At 38.1% G+C, this 18,233-nt stretch carries 16 protein-coding genes, 6 tRNA genes and 1 pseudogene; 20 read left to right on the forward strand and 3 right to left on the reverse strand.

Annotated elements, in window-relative coordinates; translation table 11 throughout:
• The first annotated feature begins 22 nt into the window (after window positions 1-22).
• From tnpB to BME96_RS01145, 4 genes and pseudogenes are all read left to right on the forward strand, one after another.
• A pseudogene (gene tnpB, locus BME96_RS01130) lies at window positions 23-1,196 on the forward strand (IS200/IS605 family element RNA-guided endonuclease TnpB).
• Between the two features lie 224 nt (window positions 1,197-1,420).
• Window positions 1,421-2,086: an HAD family hydrolase gene (locus tag BME96_RS01135; protein WP_071648060.1), complete on the forward strand. Its 666-nt coding sequence runs from the start codon at window positions 1,421-1,423 to the stop codon at window positions 2,084-2,086.
• Between the two features lie 174 nt (window positions 2,087-2,260).
• On the forward strand, window positions 2,261-2,698 hold the full coding sequence (locus BME96_RS01140; RefSeq protein ID WP_071648061.1) for an NUDIX domain-containing protein: 438 nt from the start codon (window positions 2,261-2,263) through the stop codon (window positions 2,696-2,698).
• A 425-nt stretch (window positions 2,699-3,123) separates the two neighbouring features.
• Window positions 3,124-3,693 (forward strand): dihydrofolate reductase family protein, encoded by a 570-nt coding sequence (locus BME96_RS01145; protein WP_071648062.1) that lies wholly within the window; start codon window positions 3,124-3,126, stop codon window positions 3,691-3,693.
• Window positions 3,694-3,998: 305 nt separating this feature from the next.
• Here BME96_RS01145 and BME96_RS01150 read toward each other — a convergent pair whose 3' ends face one another.
• Window positions 3,999-4,709 carry a potassium channel family protein gene (locus BME96_RS01150; RefSeq protein ID WP_071648063.1) on the reverse strand — a complete coding sequence of 237 codons (711 nt, stop codon included), beginning with the start codon at window positions 4,707-4,709 and terminating at the stop codon, window positions 3,999-4,001.
• Between the two features lie 70 nt (window positions 4,710-4,779).
• The gene (gene fabI / locus BME96_RS01155; RefSeq protein WP_060680615.1) at window positions 4,780-5,556 is read right to left on the reverse strand and encodes an enoyl-ACP reductase FabI; all 777 of its coding nucleotides are present in this window, start codon (window positions 5,554-5,556) and stop codon (window positions 4,780-4,782) included.
• Between the two features lie 254 nt (window positions 5,557-5,810).
• Between fabI and BME96_RS01160 the strand changes: the two genes are divergently transcribed.
• The 11 genes from BME96_RS01160 to rocF all read left to right on the forward strand — a co-directional run bounded on the left by BME96_RS01160 (window position 5,811) and on the right by rocF (window position 12,432).
• Window positions 5,811-5,885: transfer RNA gene (locus BME96_RS01160), tRNA-Glu, on the forward strand.
• A 6-nt stretch (window positions 5,886-5,891) separates the two neighbouring features.
• Window positions 5,892-5,967: transfer RNA gene (locus tag BME96_RS01165), tRNA-Val, on the forward strand.
• 3 nt (window positions 5,968-5,970) lie between these two features.
• A tRNA-Thr gene (locus tag BME96_RS01170) sits at window positions 5,971-6,046 on the forward strand.
• Between the two features lie 41 nt (window positions 6,047-6,087).
• Window positions 6,088-6,172, forward strand: a tRNA-Tyr gene (locus BME96_RS01175).
• Between the two features lie 12 nt (window positions 6,173-6,184).
• Window positions 6,185-6,259: transfer RNA gene (locus BME96_RS01180), tRNA-Gln, on the forward strand.
• Between the two features lie 360 nt (window positions 6,260-6,619).
• A tRNA-Lys gene (locus BME96_RS01185) sits at window positions 6,620-6,695 on the forward strand.
• Between the two features lie 238 nt (window positions 6,696-6,933).
• Window positions 6,934-8,223 carry a hydroxymethylglutaryl-CoA reductase, degradative gene (locus BME96_RS01190; RefSeq protein WP_071648064.1) on the forward strand — a complete coding sequence of 430 codons (1,290 nt, stop codon included), beginning with the start codon at window positions 6,934-6,936 and terminating at the stop codon, window positions 8,221-8,223.
• Window positions 8,220-9,194 (forward strand): mevalonate kinase, encoded by a 975-nt coding sequence (gene mvk, locus BME96_RS01195; protein ID WP_019376967.1) that lies wholly within the window; start codon window positions 8,220-8,222, stop codon window positions 9,192-9,194. Before BME96_RS01190 ends, mvk begins: the two co-directional genes overlap by 4 nt.
• A 12-nt stretch (window positions 9,195-9,206) precedes the next feature.
• Window positions 9,207-10,181 (forward strand): diphosphomevalonate decarboxylase, encoded by a 975-nt coding sequence (gene mvaD, locus BME96_RS01200; protein ID WP_071648065.1) that lies wholly within the window; start codon window positions 9,207-9,209, stop codon window positions 10,179-10,181.
• Window positions 10,182-10,190: 9 nt separating this feature from the next.
• Entirely contained in the window at window positions 10,191-11,294 is a 1,104-nt protein-coding gene (locus BME96_RS01205; protein WP_071648066.1) for a phosphomevalonate kinase, read from the forward strand.
• 235 nt (window positions 11,295-11,529) lie between these two features.
• Entirely contained in the window at window positions 11,530-12,432 is a 903-nt protein-coding gene (gene rocF / locus BME96_RS01210; RefSeq protein ID WP_071648067.1) for an arginase, read from the forward strand.
• A gap of 75 nt (window positions 12,433-12,507) precedes the next feature.
• Here rocF and BME96_RS01215 read toward each other — a convergent pair whose 3' ends face one another.
• On the reverse strand, window positions 12,508-12,660 hold the full coding sequence (locus tag BME96_RS01215) for an aspartyl-phosphate phosphatase Spo0E family protein (protein ID WP_071648068.1): 153 nt from the start codon (window positions 12,658-12,660) through the stop codon (window positions 12,508-12,510).
• A 161-nt stretch (window positions 12,661-12,821) separates the two neighbouring features.
• Between BME96_RS01215 and sigW the strand changes: the two genes are divergently transcribed.
• From sigW to glmM, 5 genes are all read left to right on the forward strand, one after another.
• Window positions 12,822-13,385 (forward strand): RNA polymerase sigma factor SigW, encoded by a 564-nt coding sequence (gene sigW / locus BME96_RS01220; RefSeq protein WP_019376962.1) that lies wholly within the window; start codon window positions 12,822-12,824, stop codon window positions 13,383-13,385.
• A gap of 14 nt (window positions 13,386-13,399) precedes the next feature.
• Window positions 13,400-14,032 (forward strand): anti-sigma-W factor RsiW, encoded by a 633-nt coding sequence (rsiW, locus tag BME96_RS01225; protein ID WP_019376961.1) that lies wholly within the window; start codon window positions 13,400-13,402, stop codon window positions 14,030-14,032.
• 311 nt (window positions 14,033-14,343) lie between these two features.
• Window positions 14,344-15,165, forward strand: a complete 822-nt coding sequence (gene cdaA, locus BME96_RS01230; RefSeq protein WP_040954010.1) for a diadenylate cyclase CdaA — start codon at window positions 14,344-14,346, stop codon at window positions 15,163-15,165.
• Window positions 15,158-16,381, forward strand: a complete 1,224-nt coding sequence (locus BME96_RS01235; protein ID WP_019376959.1) for a CdaR family protein — start codon at window positions 15,158-15,160, stop codon at window positions 16,379-16,381. Before cdaA ends, BME96_RS01235 begins: the two co-directional genes overlap by 8 nt.
• A 46-nt stretch (window positions 16,382-16,427) precedes the next feature.
• On the forward strand, window positions 16,428-17,774 hold the full coding sequence (gene glmM, locus BME96_RS01240; RefSeq protein ID WP_060680624.1) for a phosphoglucosamine mutase: 1,347 nt from the start codon (window positions 16,428-16,430) through the stop codon (window positions 17,772-17,774).
• The last annotated feature ends 459 nt before the right edge of the window (window positions 17,775-18,233 follow it).

An 18,233-nucleotide genomic window follows, 5' to 3' on the forward strand; every position in this document is an offset into this window, starting at 1 on the left:
CATGAAAGGAAGGTGAAAATCAATGTTAGCAAAAAAAGCGTACAAATTCCGCATCTATCCAACCAAAAAACAAATGGAACTGATTAACAAAACAATTGGATGTTCCCGCTTTGTATACAACTATTTTGTTGGGAAGCAAAAATCCAAAGACGCTTATTGGCATATCGCCAATGAAATGGTGCAGAACGGTCAACTCACTGAAAACAATTGGAAAGGGGGGGTTTTTCAATAAAAACCAATCCATTAAAGCTGTTCGCGAACTAAAGAAGCACTATTCATTTTTAAAAGAAGTGGATAGTATTGCCCTTCAAAAATCGGTGGAAATCGTTAACGATTCGTACACAAGATATTATAAAAAGCAAAACGGTGAACCTCGTTTCAAATCCAAAAAAAATCCTGTTCAATCCTATACAACGAAATGGGTGAATGGAAATATTGCTGTTTTGGATAAGCATGTTAAATTGCCGAAATTAGGTCTTGTTCGTTTTGCTAAAAGTCGTGAAGTGGAAGGCAGAATTATGAACGCAACAATTAGACGTAATCCTTCGGGCAAATATTTCATTTCGATTTTAGCTGAAACAGAAGTTGAAGTCTTTGAAAAGACCGGTTCGGCAATCGGTGTTGATGTCGGGTTGAAAGATTTTGCTACGCTTTCAGATGGAACCGTATATGCAAATCCAAAGTTTTTCCGTTCGTTAGAAGGAAAGTTAGTAAGAGCTCAGCGTGTGCTTTCAAGGCGAAAAGTTGGTTCTTCGAATTGGAAAAAACAAAAAACAAAAGTGGCTCGACTTCACGAAAAGATAGCAAATGCTAGAAAAGATATGTTGGATAAAATCTCTACTGATATTGTCAAAAACCACGACATCATTGGGATTGAAGATTTGTCTATTAAGAATATGTTAAAGAATCAACATCTTGCAAAGGCGATTAGTGAAGTCTCATGGTCCGAGTTCAGAAAGATGCTTGAATATAAAGCGAAATGGTACGGAAAACAAGTTGTGACTGCAGCTAAAAATTTTGCTTCAAGTCAGCTGTGTTCCAATTGTGGTCACAAGCATAAAGACGTTAAAAATCTTGCTTTGCGTGAATGGGAGTGTCCTATGTGCAAAACTCATCACCAAAGAGATATTAACGCAAGTATCAATCTTCGTAACGAAGCATTACGATTAACCGCAGGAACTGCGGGGATAGCCTAATCCATAACTAACCGTTAGGTTGGTGTTCTTAGGAATCTCCCACTTCAATCACCCCGTAAGGTCGATAAGTGGTGGGTAGTTCAAAATTAAAAGTAATTATTTAAAATAATATCTGATAAAATTGATTAGAAGAAAGGAGTATGCTAATAGAACAAACAGGCCATATTGTTGAGCACAACTAAATGGAAGAATGAATTTTTTATAATGAATTATGGGAGGTTACTATGACTCTAAAATATAAGTGTTTAATTTTAGACCATGATGATACAGGGGTGAAAAGTACTCCAGATATACACTATCCATCATTTGTGGAGGCACTTATAGACCTAAGACCAAATGAGCAACCTATCACGCTTGAAGATTTTGTTAAATACTGTTTCAATCCAGGCTTTTCCTCTTTATGTAAAGACATTATGAAATTCACAGAGGAAGAACAAAAACATCAGCAACTAGTTTGGAAAAGGTATACGGAATCAATTGTACCTGACTTCTATGAATTGTTTGTAGAGACCATTCAAGAGTTTAAACGCCAAGGTGGAATTGTGACAGTGGTTTCTCATTCCGAGAGGAACCGGATTGAAAGAGATTATTCTATTCATTGTGGATTCGTGCCGGACGCAATCTTTGGGTGGGAACTTCCAGAACATCAGAGGAAACCACATACATATCCAATTAAGGAAATTTTAAGACGCTTTAATCTTCTAGAAACTGAAGCACTAATGTTGGATGATCTAAAGCCAGGGTTAGAGATGGCAAGAAACAGTAATGTAGACTTCGCCGCTGCTGGGTGGTCGCACAGTATTCCTGAAATAAAGGAACAGATGAAAAGGGAGTCAAAATATTACCTTGAAACTATAGAGCAATTCAATCGATTAATATTATGTGAATAAATGTTTGGTAATTATTCAATTAAAGAGTGCTTTCAATGAATAAAGAAAAGCGTCCTCTATTGCTTTATTGAGCCAAATAATGGAGTGATTTTCCACGAAAAGTTATCAAGCGATGCTTGGGGACGAATTTTAATGTTATAAGTTTTACCTGAATTTTTAATTAGGAGGTGGACAATGAAAATTTTTGGTGAACGCAACTATGATTTAAATTATTGGAAAAGAACAGGAGCGTACGCTGTCATTCAGAATCATCAACAACAATTTTTATGTGTGGAAGACTTAGACGGGAATTTATTTTTAGTCGGTGGAGGGGTTGAAGCAGATGAAGATCCTGAAAATGCATTATTAAGAGAGAGTATTGAGGAAACAGGGCATAAAATTCAAATAGTTGAGACCATAGGGAAAGCCGAAAGACATTGGGTTTCAGCAAAATACCCTCGTGATTCTCAACATAATATCGGAATATTATACGCTTGTGAGCTATTGGAAAGGATAGCAGAGCCAGTTGAAAAAGAGCCAATGTGTTGGGTTGATTTCAGTTATTTAGAAAAGTATCTTTTTCATGAACATCACTTATACTTAATCAAACAGTATTTAAATATTTATACATAAGACATACCCAATAAAAGCTGGGAAGGATACATTGTCTTTAGTTGAGTAATGACTTTCAATCATCGGGCGCAGTAGGAGTAACAAACACTGTGCCTGAAACGGGTCAAATCGTGGAAGAAGATTAGGAGAGGATAATTATGCATTTATCACTTTTAGGCATTTCAATATCATTATTTGGAATAGCCCTAATACTAACTTCAAGGGGTTTACCAAACGTAATTGGATTGGTCATTTCATTTGTAGGGTTGCTAGTTTCGTTGGTTTCTTGTTTTCTAAATGAGGCAAAAAAAGTAAAAAATAATTCATATTGAAATTTTTTTATTTCAAATTAAAACCAGATTCTCCCCCAAAGTTAAGAGCAATTCTTGAATAATCTTTGCGATTCAAACGTGCCAGTTCTTAAATAACCCATAGGAGGGAATATAATGTCCAACGAAGTAGGAACAAGAAAAATTATCTTAGATTTAGCAGTTACTCTAGATGGTTTTATTGAAGGGAAAAATGGAGAAATTGATTGGTGCATAATGGACCCTGAAATGAAGTTTGCTAAATTTCTTAATCAAATCGATACAATTTTATATGGAAGAAAAAGTTACGAATTGTGGGGGCAATATATTCCAACAACCAAGGCTCCTGATGACGAGAAGGAAATGTGGGAGTTGATACACAGTAAGGAAAAATATGTGTTTTCCAGAACGCAAAAGGGGTTTGATAATAAAGCAATATGTATAAATGAAAATATCCCCGAGGAAATAAATAAATTAAAGGGTAATAGTGGTAAAGATATATGGTTATATGGTGGAGCGAGCCTTATCACGACTTTTATTAATTTGGGACTAGTGGATGAGTACAGATTATCTGTCCACCCTGTGGTATTGGGAGAAGGAAGACCATTATTTATTGATTTAAAACAAAGAATGAATCTAAACTTGATTAATACAAAAACCTATTCCTCCGGCGTAGTTCAACTAATCTATCGATCAAACAGTAATTGAATTTAACAATAGCACGATAGTTGGAATGGCCCTTTATTCCTTGCCAGGTCAAAGGTCGAAAAAGAGAGTCATAGCTTCAAATCCTGTTACACACTCTTAATAAAAAACTTCTACTAATGGTAGAAGTTTTTGTGTGGTCTAGCCTTATAATACTAAATTTACTTCTTGCATCATCAAATTAACCGCCTCTATAGCACTTCGTTTTCGTCAATTTGTACTCACCATTTCTTTTTCAAATATATTTAAGCTAAAAATGGACATGTGTGTTAAATTGTACATTTGTACTCTGGTTTTAAACTTTTATTTTATTCATTCTCAGTCTCATTTAAGTCCTTCAACAGTAAAACTAAACGTCTTTTCTCGCTAGTATGTAATTCCTCATATCGATCAAGTTCGCTTTTAATAAATTCTATTGTTGGGTTTTGTTGTTTTTTGCTACCGACAAAATACGTTGTAATCGAACTAGTCAACATACCTATTAAACCTATACCGATAAGCATTAATATAATTGCAATTAAACGTCCCATACCTGTATCAGGTGATATATCCCCATAGCCTACGGTCGTGGCGGTAACGATGGACCACCAAAGACCATCTTCATATGTATTAATTGATGGTTCGAAATGCTTGACCAAGAAAGTAGATAAGCCTATTAAGAGCACAGATACAGCAAAGACTTTATGAAAATTATTGGTTTTTAGTATATTTCTAAATGGTGTAATATACTTTTTACCTAATGATATAATTCGCAGCACTCGAAACAGCCTAACCACCCTAGCGGTCTGAAAGATGCTATCTAAGGGAATCACAGAAATAATATCAAAGGGGTTTTCTTTTATATAGTGCCATTTATTTTTGCTGATTAGAAACCGAATGAGAACATCTGTAAATAATACGAACCAGATGATTTTATCCAAGTATATTAAGTTGTCCTCTTCATGCCATATCAAAATTACTGATAAGAGAATGAGTATGATCAAAAAAATTTCATAAATTAATGCTAATTTTTTTCGCATGAAAACCACCTTGTTTAATTAATAGTAAAAAGACACTTATTGCGAATAAGTGTCTTTTAGATGAAATACTCTACCCTCCGATAATATGGTAACCAGAGTCTACATGTAATACTTCTCCAGTTATTCCTCTGGATAATTCGCTCATGAAGAATAAGGTAGCATCCCCAACCTGGTCTTGGTCCACATTTCTACGTAAAGGGGCTTTTTCTTCTATTATACTCATCTTCTCATTAAATCCGGATACACCTTTTGCGGATAACGTACGAATCGGACCTGCTGAGACGGCATTTACACGTATATTGTATTTACCCATATCTTCTGCTAAATATCTCATGCTGGCCTCTAAAGAAGCTTTTGCAACACCCATTACATTATAGTTTTGGATTACTCGTTCCGCCCCTAAATATGTTTGAGTTACAATACTTCCGCCTTCAGTCATCAATTCTTTAGCAGCTTTTGTTACTGATACTAGAGAATACGCACTAATTTCCTGTGCAAGTAAGAAACCGTCACGAGAGGTGTCAGCATATTCACCTTTTAGTTCTTCACGTTTAGCAAAGGCTACAGAATGAATAACTCCATGAATGACTCCTATTTTTTCTTTGATTTCTTTAAACGCTTGTTGTACACTTTCGTCACTAGCAACATCACATGATACAACTAATTCTGCCTGAATGTCATATTTTTCAAGTAACTTAGTTAATTTTTGATAGGATCGTTCCTGTCTATAGGTGAAAATTAAGTTTGCTCCTGCGTTATGTAATGATTTTGTGATTCCCCACGCAATACTACGTTCACTTGCAACTCCCATAACCACAATCTTTTTACCTTCTAATAAATTTGCCATAAATGTACCTCCATAATATGTTTCTTTTGTATATTATAACTAACAGCCTTTATGAAAGAAACCTTTGAGAAAAATATATTTGTGTACAGGTTATTATGACAGGGTTTAAACGGTGTTTCGACATTTTTATAAAAAAAATTCATTTTACCCTTTACAAATATAAAATATCTGGGTATAATAAAATTCGTTGGTTTGAGAAGAGCATAGTAGAAATCTTCAAAGCCACTTCTATTTTAAATTATTTACATTGCACTGGCCCGTTGGTCAAGCGGTTAAGACACCGCCCTTTCACGGCGGTAACACGGGTTCGAATCCCGTACGGGTCACCAATATACGGAGGATTAGCTCAGCTGGGAGAGCACCTGCCTTACAAGCAGGGGGTCGCAGGTTCGAGCCCTGCATCCTCCACCATCTGCCGGCCTAGCTCAATTGGTAGAGCAACTGACTTGTAATCAGTAGGTTGGGGGTTCAAGTCCTCTGGCCGGCACCATTTATTTTTATGTATAATTCTTATATAATAGTTAACAATATGGAGGGGTAGCGAAGTGGCTAAACGCGGCGGACTGTAAATCCGCTCCCTCAGGGTTCGGCAGTTCGAATCTGCCCCCCTCCACCATTTTTGTATTGTTGGGCTATAGCCAAGCGGTAAGGCATCGGGTTTTGATCCCGTGTATCCTAGGTTCGAATCCTAGTAGCCCAGCCACTTTTTTTATTTATAGGATTATTTTTGTTGAGAACAGGGTAATACATAAAACTAGGTATAAACACTCAGTAGGTAGAGCAACGAGCAATCCTTCTACCGAATAAGCTGCGAGTAACCCCGATGTACCTGGCATCATTGAAAAAGCTGGAAGAAGCAGGGGTCCACAAGATGAACGCAGTCTTAAGCAAGAGAACACAAAAATAATATGAGCCATTAGCTCAGTAGGTAGAGCAACGAGCAATCCTTCTACCGAATAAGCTGCGAGTAACCCCGATGTACCTAACATCACTGAAAAAGCTGGAAGAAGCAGGGGTCCACAAGATGAACGCAGTCTTAAGCAAGAGAACACAAAAATAATATGAGCCATTAGCTCAGTAGGTAGAGCATCTGACTTTTAATCAGAGGGTCGAAGGTTCGAATCCTTCATGGCTCACCACTTAAAAAATGAGGTTAAATACGTCATATATAGCAAATAAGATAAACAAGGTCGTTTAAAAAATGAACAGCCTTGTTTATTTGCATTTTAGAGTAAATTTTTACATAATAGATACAGTCATTTTTTTGTGAATAGATAGCAATCTCGTGTTATACTTTAAATATAATTTAGATGCTAAATAAATTTTATGCGCCATGTGTATGTGTTTATAGCATGCTGGACAAAAGGATGAGTAGGTATGGAAACTTCCAGGATTCCTGGTTTTTACAATATGACGGTTGAGGAACGTAGAGATTTATTAAAGAAGTTGCATTCCTTTACAGAGGAAGAAATAGCTAACTTGTTTTCTAAGGAGCCTCTACCTGCTGAAACAGCAGACAAGATGATTGAAAATACAATTGGTACTTTTCCTCTTCCATTAGGTTTAGGATTGAATTTCTTAATAAATGGGAAAGAATATGTAGTACCGATGGCTATAGAAGAACCATCCGTTGTAGCTTCAGCAAGTTATATTGCTAAAATTGTGAGAAATGCTGGTGGTTTTACCGCCGAAGCTACCGATCGGGTTATGATCGGGCAAATTCAAGTAGTTGGTTGTCCAGATTTTGAAATTGCAAAGGAAAGCCTCTTAAAAGAGAAGGAAGCGTTAATTGAAAGTGCCAATGCAGCCTACCCAAGCATGGTAGCAAGGGGCGGAGGCGCAGATGATCTGGAAGTAAGGGTACTGAATGAAGATGGTGATTCCCCATATAGCAAAATGCTTGTTGTACATGTATATGTGAATACGTGTGATGCCATGGGTGCGAATATAATAAATACAATGGTAGAGTCTTTGGCTCCAACAATTGAAAGTATAACTAAAGGAAAGGTTTATCTGCGGATTTTGTCAAATTATGCAGATAAATGTCTGGCACGTGCAAAGTGTGTAATACCTCCAAACCTTTTAGAGACCGATGGGTTTTCGGGAGAAGAGGTTCGTGATGGTGTGATTCATGCCTTTGAATTTGCTGACTCAGATCCTTATAGAGCTGTGACCCATAACAAGGGAATTATGAACGGGATCGATCCGATAGTTATTGCGACAGGTAATGACTGGCGAGCAGTAGAAGCGGGCGCGCATGCGTATGCTTCTCGCAGTGGAAAGTATAGATCAATGACCACATGGTCTGTAGATGAACAAGGCAATCTGGTTGGTGAGCTTGAATTACCTATGTCTGTTGGAACGGTAGGTGGATCTATCCGAGTCCATCCGATTGCTAAGACCTCACTGAGTATATTAGATGTGGAATCAGCTCAAGAACTAGCTCAAGTTATCGTTTCTGTTGGACTAGCGCAGAACCTCGGTGCATTAAAAGCTCTAGTAACAGATGGTATTCAGAAAGGTCATATGGCATTACATTCTCGCTCTGTTGCAATAGCAGCAGGGGCCTCTGGGGAGATGATTGATATCATTGCAGAAAAGTTAGTAGAAGAAAAAGAAATCCGTGTCGGAAAAGCTAAAGAATTGGTGGAAATGTATACAAAATGAGTGCAGAAAAAGTAACTACAACAGAACAAACAGCTATCGGTGTAGCTCATAGTAAATTGATTTTGATAGGAGAGCATGCAGTTGTACACGGGCAACCTGCCATTGCTATTCCTTTCCCATTAGTTGGTGTTGAATCTGTGGTAGAGCATGTACCAGGTTCGATTCAGATAGATAGTACCTTCTACCATGGACCACTTGATTTAGCTCCGGAGTCTTTACAAGGTATTGCTAATTGTATTAGAGGTACATTAGAATATTTGGAGCAACCTTATGGTGATCTAATGATACGAATTAAATCATCGATCCCACCAGGTAAAGGCCTTGGGTCAAGTGCTTCGGTAGCTATTTCATTAGTTAGATCTCTCTTCGCTTATTTTGGAGAAGAGTATACAGAGCAAGAATTACTAGATCTTGCTAACATTGCGGAGACGTATGCCCATGGTGCGCCAAGTGGAATTGATACGTTAACAATCACCTCTGGGTCACCTGTTTGGTATGAGAAACAACATTTAATTGATTTTATAAATTTAAGTGATGATTTTCACTTTGTAGTAGCCGATTCTGGGAGAATTGGTGATACTAGATTAGCGGTGGAATCTGTAGCCGAGCTATTGAAAACAGCACCGAAACGGATACAGAAAAAGTTAGATCGTATTGGAGATCTAACACATCAGGCTAAACATGCTTTGGAAAAAAGAGGGAAGCACATTCTTGGACACCTTCTAAATGAAGCGCAAAAAGAGTTGGAGTCTCTGGGTGTTAGTGATACTGGCCTTAATAAACTAATCCAATTTGCCAGAAAAGAAGGCGCCCTTGGAGCTAAGCTAACAGGCGGCGGTAATGGCGGTTGTATTATTGCTTTGGCCCAGAATGAAGTACATTCAAGACAGCTTGCTGAAAAATTGAGAAAACTTGGAGCACACGCTGTGTGGCCATTTACATTAAAACAGGAAAACAATAGGAATTATTAAAGGGGAGTAAAGATGAAGGCTACAGCTAAAGCACATACAAATATTGCTTTAATCAAATACTGGGGGAAGCGGAATGAAGAAATTATTCTGCCTACAAATAATAGTCTTTCCCTCACATTGGATGGCTTTTATACAGAAACTACTGTAGCCCTTCATGAGGATTATACGGAAGATCACTTTATTCTTGATGGCCAACCAGTAGTAGGGGAGCAATATAAACGTGTAACAACGTTTTTAGACCTTATACGTAAGCTGGCAGGTAAAAATATATATGCCGATGTTCGTTCTATTAATAATGTTCCTACTGCAGCAGGGTTCGCTTCTTCAGCTTCGGGCTTCGCAGCTTTAGCCGCAGCTGGAACAAAAGCAATGGGGATACATCTAAGTGAGCAAGAACTTTCCCGATTGACACGCCAAGGTTCAGGATCTGCATGTCGATCCATATATGGTGGATTTGCCGAGTGGAGAATGGGGAAGGAAAATGACGGTTCTGATTCCTACGCTGTGCCAATTGCACCTGTAGAACATTGGGATTTGCGGGTAGCTGCAGTGATTCTTTCTTCTACTATGAAAAAGGTATCCAGTCGAGAAGGGATGAAGCGGACGGTTGAGTCCTCTCCATTTTTTGATGGATGGGTGAATAGTATACCCAAGGATTTAGAAGAAATAAAAGAGGGCATTAAAGCACGAGACATGGAAAAGGTTGGAAGCATAGCAGAAGCAAATTGTTTGAGAATGCATGCCACCACGTTGGGGGCTAACCCTCCTTTTACGTATTGGCATGATACTACACTGACTGTTATGCAAACAGTAAAGCAGTTAAGAGAACAAGGAGTTCCTGCTTATTTCACTATTGATGCAGGCCCGAACGTAAAAGTATTGTATTTACCTGAAAATGAAAAGACAGTGGAGAAAGTACTCCGTGAAATTCCTGGTGTCACAGATGTACGTTTAAGCAAATCTGGTCAAGGAGTAACCTATATATAGGGGTTGGATATGTTGCCTAATGCACCAATGACAATAAAAGTACCTGGAAAATTAATGATTGCAGGGGAATTTGCTGTTTTACAACCACATCATGAACTCGTTGTAATGGCTGTTGATCGTTTTGTATATGCAACGATTGAAGACCATGATGCAAATAGAATAACATTAAATGATTTTGGTTTATATGACATTGGATGGACGTATGCTGATAATCGGCTGACTTTTTCTACAGACGATCAACGCACACGTTTTGTTGGGGCCGCTATGGCAACTGCGTTAACATACTTAAAGGAAAAGAACATCCATCCAACTCCATTCCGGCTTGCAATTAAAAGTGAACTTGATGATGTCTCCGGGATTAAATACGGGCTCGGCTCAAGTGCTGCAGTAGTTACAAGCGTCATATCAGCGATCTTAAATAAATATGATGATAAGGAACCTACAGCCCTATTAACATTTAAACTGGCTGCTATTTCGCATGTCCGTACACAAGGAAATGGTTCAGGAGCAGATGTAGCTGCCTCTTCCTATGGCGGTTTTCTACAATACGCCTCTTTTCAGGCTGAATGGCTCCAGGAGCAATATGAAAATACACCTACAATCACAGAACTGCTGGAAAAAGATTGGCCATATTTATCGATTAAACCAGTAAAAATTCCTTCAAATGTCTATGTGTGTATAGGTTGGACGGGAAAGCCTGCGTCTACTTCAAGACTAGTGGATGATATACTTAAATTAAAAACGGCTAACCAAAGCCAATTTAAACAATTTCTAGATGATAGTGAGACCGCTGTAAGTAACTTCTTACAAGGTATGACAGAGGGAGATCTTCCCCTTTTACTGCAAGGGATTAAACAAAATAGAAAAGCATTGGCGACTGTAGGAGAAAACGCTGGTGTAGAAATAGAAACTCCATTATTACGTACGTTATGTGATATTGCAGAAAATATGGGGGGTGCTGGTAAGCCTTCTGGCGCTGGTGGTGGAGATTGTGGAATTGCCTTTATGCCCTCAAAAAAGCAGGCAGAAGAAATAGTACATGCTTGGGAAGCTGCAGGAATTAAGCCACTTACAATTCAACCATTCCCTACTGGGGCTCATATTGTATCTTAAACATCTTAAGATCAAATGCTTGTAGAAAATCATATTCTACAAGCTTTTTAATATTTGTTCGGGAAATTTCCTACTGACATGAGTATAATCTACTGCTGCTAGAAATTAACAAAGCCTACGAATTTGTTATAAGGGATTATTCATTTTTTTAATACTGCATAAATATTCAAAAAAATGCTTGGTTGAGTCATCCTCATTCTTTTATATACAATAGTATAAAAGGAGGCGCTTACATATGAACAAAAATATTTCTGTAATTGGCGTACCGATGGATTTGGGGCAAAGTCGTCGTGGGGTAGATATGGGACCAAGCGCGATGAGATATGCAGGTGCTATTGAAAAGTTAACTACACTAAAATATATCGTAAAAGACTTGGGAGATATCCCAATTAATCGACCAGTTAACAATGAATCGACAGATGGAACTAATTTAAAGAACTTACATCAAGTGATAGAGGCCAATCAACAATTAGCAGATATGGTCGATGAAGAAATACAAAAATACAACTTTCCATTAATTTTGGGGGGAGATCATAGCATAGCTATCGGTAGCCTTGCAGGTATAGCAAAGCATTATAAAAACCTTGGGGTTATTTGGTATGATGCACATGGCGATTTGAATTCTAGTGAAACTTCTCCCTCAGGTAATATTCATGGGATGCCTCTAGCTGTTAGTCTGGGCATCGGACATGAGAAGTTAGTAAATATTTCAGGTTTCGTTCCAAAAATTCAACCCGAAAATATTGTTATTATCGGAGCAAGATCTCTGGATCCGGGTGAAAAGGAGCTTATTAAAGAAAAAGGAATAAAAGTTTTTACCATGCATGAGATTGATCGTCTGGGTATGCCAAATGTTATGTCGGAAGCCATAAAATACTTAAAGGATCGTACAGATGGCGTCCACTTAAGTTTAGATTTAGATGGACTGGATCCATCTGAAGCTCCAGGTGTAGGCACACCAGTGCTCGGTGGAATTACGTACAGAGAAAGCCACTTGGCAATGGAAATGCTGGAAGAGTCAGGTATGATTACATCAGCTGAGTTTGTAGAAGTAAATCCAATTCTGGATGAAAAGAATAAAACTGCTACAGTAGCAGTTGCATTAATGGGCTCATTGTTTGGAGAAAAGTTAAATTAAGAAAACTAAAAAGACATTAGGTGAACTTAATCTCTAATGTCTTTCTCTATGTATCTCTGGTTGTATATGAGGCCATTAACATGCCTTCTTTAAGTACTCATTTATTAGCTTATCCAATTTCATACTCGTGGAGACGACAACTTCTGATGTAAGCGCATTGTTGTAACTAAGCATTATCATCTCTTCGCGACATTTTTCAATTTCTTTCTTTAAATTAAAATCACTCACAAAACTGTCCTCCAATCAAGTATACTATAGTAAAGAAGATACCCAGATGTTAACCCTGATAAACATTAATTTGCCCATTTTAATAAAAATATAAATTAAAGTGAAACCTTTTCACATAGATGCTCGTATTATGATTACCGCACACCGGCGGAGGTAACCGTATGGATCAATTTATTAGAGACAAAATAATAGAAGTTAAAAAAGGAGACCAATCTGCATTTGAAGATGTGGTCAACTATTTTCAACACAAAATTTATCAGCATTGTTTACGAATGCTTGGTAATGCACACGAGGCGGAAGATATAGCACAGGAAGCGTTTATCCGAGCTTATATCAATATCGAATCCTTTGATGAGCAGCGGAAATTTTCGACATGGTTGTACAGAATTGCTACAAATTTGACCATTGATCGGATAAGGAAGCGTAAGCCCGATTTTTATCTTGATAGTAAGATAAAAGGGACAGAAGGGTTGGATATGTATTCCCAATTGCCAGATCAGGGTAAGCTGCCAGGAGAAGAAGTGGAAAGCCTGGAGCTGAAGCGCTATATACATCATGAGATTTCTGAGCTTCCCCCGAAATATCGCAGTGTTATTACATTACGATATTTGGAGGAGTTCTCACTTCAGGAAATTAGTGAAATCCTGGACATCCCGTTGGGTACTGTGAAGACAAGAATCCACAGGGCAAGGGAAGCATTACGAAAAAGACTTCGTCACGTGTAAAGGAGTGAATTCGCTTGAATTGTGATAAAGAAGCTGTTGAGCTTATGCATAATTATTTAGATGGTGATTTAACAAAGGAAAATGAGACAGCTTTACGCCTTCATTTGGAAGAGTGCGAGAAGTGTCAGCAGCATTTTCATGAGTTAAAGCGCACATTAACTTTAATACGAAGCACAGAGCATGTGAGCGCTCCTGCAAATTTTACTGCCAATGTTATGAATAATCTACCTGCCGAAAAGAAGTCGGTGAAGTATAAACGTTGGTTCAGAGCACACCCTATGTTAACGGCAGCTGCAATATTTTTTGTGTTTATGATGAGTGGAATCTTTTCTGCATGGAACCAAGGTAGTGAGCTGGTAGTATCCAAGCAGGATAACTTAGTAATAAAAGGCGACACTGTTATTGTACCGGAGGATGTCACGGTGGAAGGTGACCTGATTGTTAAAAATGGTAACCTGGTTGTACGTGGAACGATTGATGGAAATGTGACATTGGTAAATGGTAAGCTCATTGAGGAGCCTATTCAGGGAGAAGGCTTGATGGCATCTGTTGGTGAAGTAAATGGAGAGTTGGAGCACATTGATCAGATTTTTGAATGGATGTGGTTTCACATAAAGTCTTTCATTAAAAATATATTCGATTTCTAAAGGAACATGGCCTACATGTTCCTTTTTCTAAAGAAATAATATAATAAACCTCCACGTGTAACTCTGCATTCATCCATAGTAAAGAATGAGGATATATTTTATTAGCCAAGTTTAGGAATCGACATGCAGATTACATCCAAATGGATGTGTTTTTGTAATAGAAATCACCTTTATATAGAAAGTTAAATGTGATTTTTCTCCGGATAAGTTTAACGCTCTGGAAGTCTTCCCTCAAAAAATATGTTATAATAACTAACGTGACTATTTAAAATATGGTGATACGAATCTATGTGTAAAAAGGGTGTGTAGACATGCTTGGTGGGGGATTGGATATTTTAGAGCTTCTAAGAGTAGGCGTAGATATTGCTCTCGTCTGGTATGTGTTATATAAGCTAATCATGCTGATTAGAGGTACAAAGGCCATCCAGCTCTTGAAGGGGATCGCAGTAGTGCTTGCGGTATGGCTTTTAAGTATAGCATTTAATTTACAGACGGTACAATGGATTACCAGTCAAGCTATTGGCTGGGGATTAATTGTTATTATTATACTATTCCAGCCTGAGTTGCGAAGGGCTTTGGAACAGCTTGGAAGAGGGAACATCTTTGGAAGAAGTGCAAGATCAGAAGAAGAAATTATACAACAGAATATCGAAGCGATTATTCAGTCCTGTAACTATATGGCAAAGCGTAGAATAGGTGCGCTGATTTCTATTGAACGGGAAACGGGAATAGGTGACTATGCTGAAACAGGTATACCAATTAACGGAAAACTAACACATCAGCTTTTGACGAATATCTTCACACCAAACACCCCTTTACATGATGGAGCGGTTATTTTAAAGGGGGAAACGATTGTAGCAGCTGCGTGTTATTTGCCATTATCGGAGAGTCCTTTTATCTCTAAAGAGTTGGGGACAAGGCACAGAGCTGCTATGGGAATTAGTGAAGTAACAGACGCCCTGACAATTGTCGTATCAGAAGAAACAGGTAATATTTCTTGTACAAAAAATGGCGAGTTACATAGAGAACTGGACCAGAACAGTCTAAGTGAGCTATTGCGAGAAAACCTATCTTTAAACGTGAAATCCTCTGAGAAGAAGACAAAAAAACGGAGGGGGAGCAATGATGGATAATTGGTTTAGAAGTAAATGGTTTGTTCGGGTGATCTCCTTGGCATTCGCCATCTTATTCTATGTATTTGTATATGTTGATGCAAATAATTCCACAAACTCTGATTCGACGTTCCCAGGGAAGACACAAGAAATGCAAACATTAAACGATGTCCCTGTAGAAATTAAAATAGATGAGGATGATTATGTAGTAAGTGGTGTGCCGGAATATGTAAATGTCTCTTTAGAAGGTTCTTTAGGGGTACTGACACCGCTTATTAAGCAGCGTAACTTTTCTGCCTTTGTGGATTTGCGAGGGTTGGACGCTGGTGAACATATAGTGGAAGTGGAGCATAATATATCAGCAGATTTAAATGTTTATATTGAACCGAAAACAGTAGAAGTAACGATAGAGAAGAAGGCAACTGCTGAATTCCCAATTAATGTTGATTTTATTAATACGGATCAATTAACAGAAGGGTATGAGCTTGGGAAGTATGAAATCGAACCGTCAACGGTATCGATCACAAGCTCTCAAAGTGTAATTGATCAAATCGGAATTGTGAAAGTATATGTAGATGTAAAAGACATTGATAAGTCTATAAATAACAGAGAAGTGCCTATAAATGTTTACGACACACAAGGGAATGAATTGAATGTCAATGTTCAACCAGAAAATGCAGTAGTTTCTGTGGATATAGATAATCCAAGTAAGAAAGTTCCTGTAAGTGTTGAAACAACTGGTGAATTGCCTGAAGGTTACTCACTAACTTCTATTTCTCCAAGTGTAGAGGAAGTTGAAGTATTTGGGACAAGCAATGTCTTAAAAGATATTAAGGAAATCAGCACAAATGAAATAGATTTATCGGACATCGAAGAATCCGGAAAGGTAGAAGCAGAGCTGTCTTTGCCAGAGGGAACGATGGTGCCGAATAATAAAATTGAAGTATCCGTTGAAGTTGAAAAACCAACAACGATTACCAATGTACCCATCGATGTTGAAGATTTAGAAGAGGGATTGGAAATATCTTTTATAGAACCTGATGATGCAAAAATGGATATCTCCGTTGTAGGAAAAGAAACAGATGTTAAAGAACTTTCAGCCGAAGATTTTCAAGTAACGATCAGTGCCGCAGATCTAGAACCTGGAGAGCATGAAGTACCAGTTAAACTAGAAGGACCAGATGGGTTAAAAACAACAGGTGAATTTGAAAAAGTAAAAATCAATATAAAAGAATAGCACTTGTGTGTTAACGGTTGAAATGGAAATGAAGGAGAGATACTACATGGGAAAATATTTTGGAACAGATGGTGTGAGAGGAATTGCAAATAAGGGACTTACACCAGAACTAGCATTTAAATTAGGTCGCTTTGGCGGTTATGTTTTAACAAAAGAAACCCAGCGTCCTAAGGTTATCGTCGGTCGTGATACTAGAATTTCCGGGCATATGCTTGAAGGGGCATTGGTTGCCGGTTTGCTTTCCATAGGTGCAGAAGTAATGCGTCTAGGGGTGATTTCCACACCGGGTGTCGCTTATCTTACTAAAGCTACAAGCTCGCAAGCCGGGGTAATGATTTCAGCTTCACATAACCCTGTAGAGGATAATGGTATTAAATTCTTTGGACCGGATGGCTTTAAACTTTCAGATGCTCAGGAAAATGAAATCGAGCAGCTGATGGAAGAAGAAGATAATCTGCCTCGTCCAACAGGTGGAGATGTAGGAACAGTAAATGATTATTTTGAAGGTGGTCAGAAATATCTTTCCTTCTTAAAGGATACAATTGATAATGACTTTGAAGGCATACGGATAGCGTTGGATTGTGCTCATGGTGCTACTTCCAGTCTGGCAACACATCTGTTTGCTGACCTGGAAGCAGACATCTTCTCCATTGGGTCATCACCAGATGGATTAAACATTAATGATGGGGTTGGTTCAACACACCCTGAAACGCTTCAAGCTTTTGTAGAAGAAAAGAATGCAGATATTGGTTTGGCGTTTGACGGGGACGGAGACCGTTTAATCGCAGTAGACGAAAAAGGAAATATTGTAGATGGCGATCAAATTATGTTTATCTGTGCAAAGTATATGAATGAAAAAGGATTTCTTCGTAAGAATACAGTTGTTTCTACAGTAATGAGTAACATTGGGTTTTACAAAGCGATTGAGAAAAACGGAATGCGCAGTGATAAAACTGCAGTTGGTGATCGCTATGTGATGGAAGAAATGCGCAAGGGTGGATATAACCTTGGCGGCGAGCAATCTGGTCATATCATTTTCTTAGATTACAACACGACAGGGGATGGCATGCTGTCAGCTATCCAATTAGTTAATGTAATGAGGGAAACGGGTAAGCCACTTTCTGAGTTGGCAGGCGAGATGGCAATCTTCCCTCAAGTATTAAAGAATGTAAAAGTAATTGATAAAAACGAAGCACTAAGTAATTCAAGAATTAATGAAGAAATTGAAGCAGTCGAAAAAGAGCTTGGTGACCAAGGCCGTGTCCTTGTACGTCCATCTGGAACAGAGCCTCTTGTAAGAGTTATGGTAGAAGCACCTACCAAAGAAGAATGTGAGAAATATGTTGATCAAGTAGCTAACGTGATTGATCAACTCTTAGGAATGAAAGAGTAACAGAATGGAAAACCTGCCCCCTTATGCGGAGCAGGTTTTTCTTATCTTATTTCTTGGTTTTAATATATATGTTGGGTTATTCAATGATTCGGAGAAAAAAATCTGAGCTAACTTTCTTGAACTTTTTCGAGGATGTTGGTCATGCAATCGTTGCCACAGAGTGGTTGGTGGGGCGAGTTAGCGCAGTCCCGGGACGTGGCGTTCTTAGATTGCGATTTTCCATTCAATCAATTGGTATTGCACATTTATTTTAATAATATATTTTTCCGTAGCGATGTTGTTTAGCTTTTTGAGATTACGGAGAATCAAATTCCCTCTTGTTCTATACTTTCCTACTATGAATATACAAGATAAGATTTGCACTCCTAAAATTGCAATGAATCCTAAAAACACTAACTTATTACCAGTTCCTTTCTCGACGATCACCCCCTCCAAGACCCAAGAATATTTCCATTTTAA

Source organism: Virgibacillus halodenitrificans (assembly GCF_001878675.1).
In the GTDB taxonomy this organism is placed as follows: domain Bacteria; phylum Bacillota; class Bacilli; order Bacillales; family Amphibacillaceae; genus Virgibacillus_Q; species Virgibacillus_Q halodenitrificans.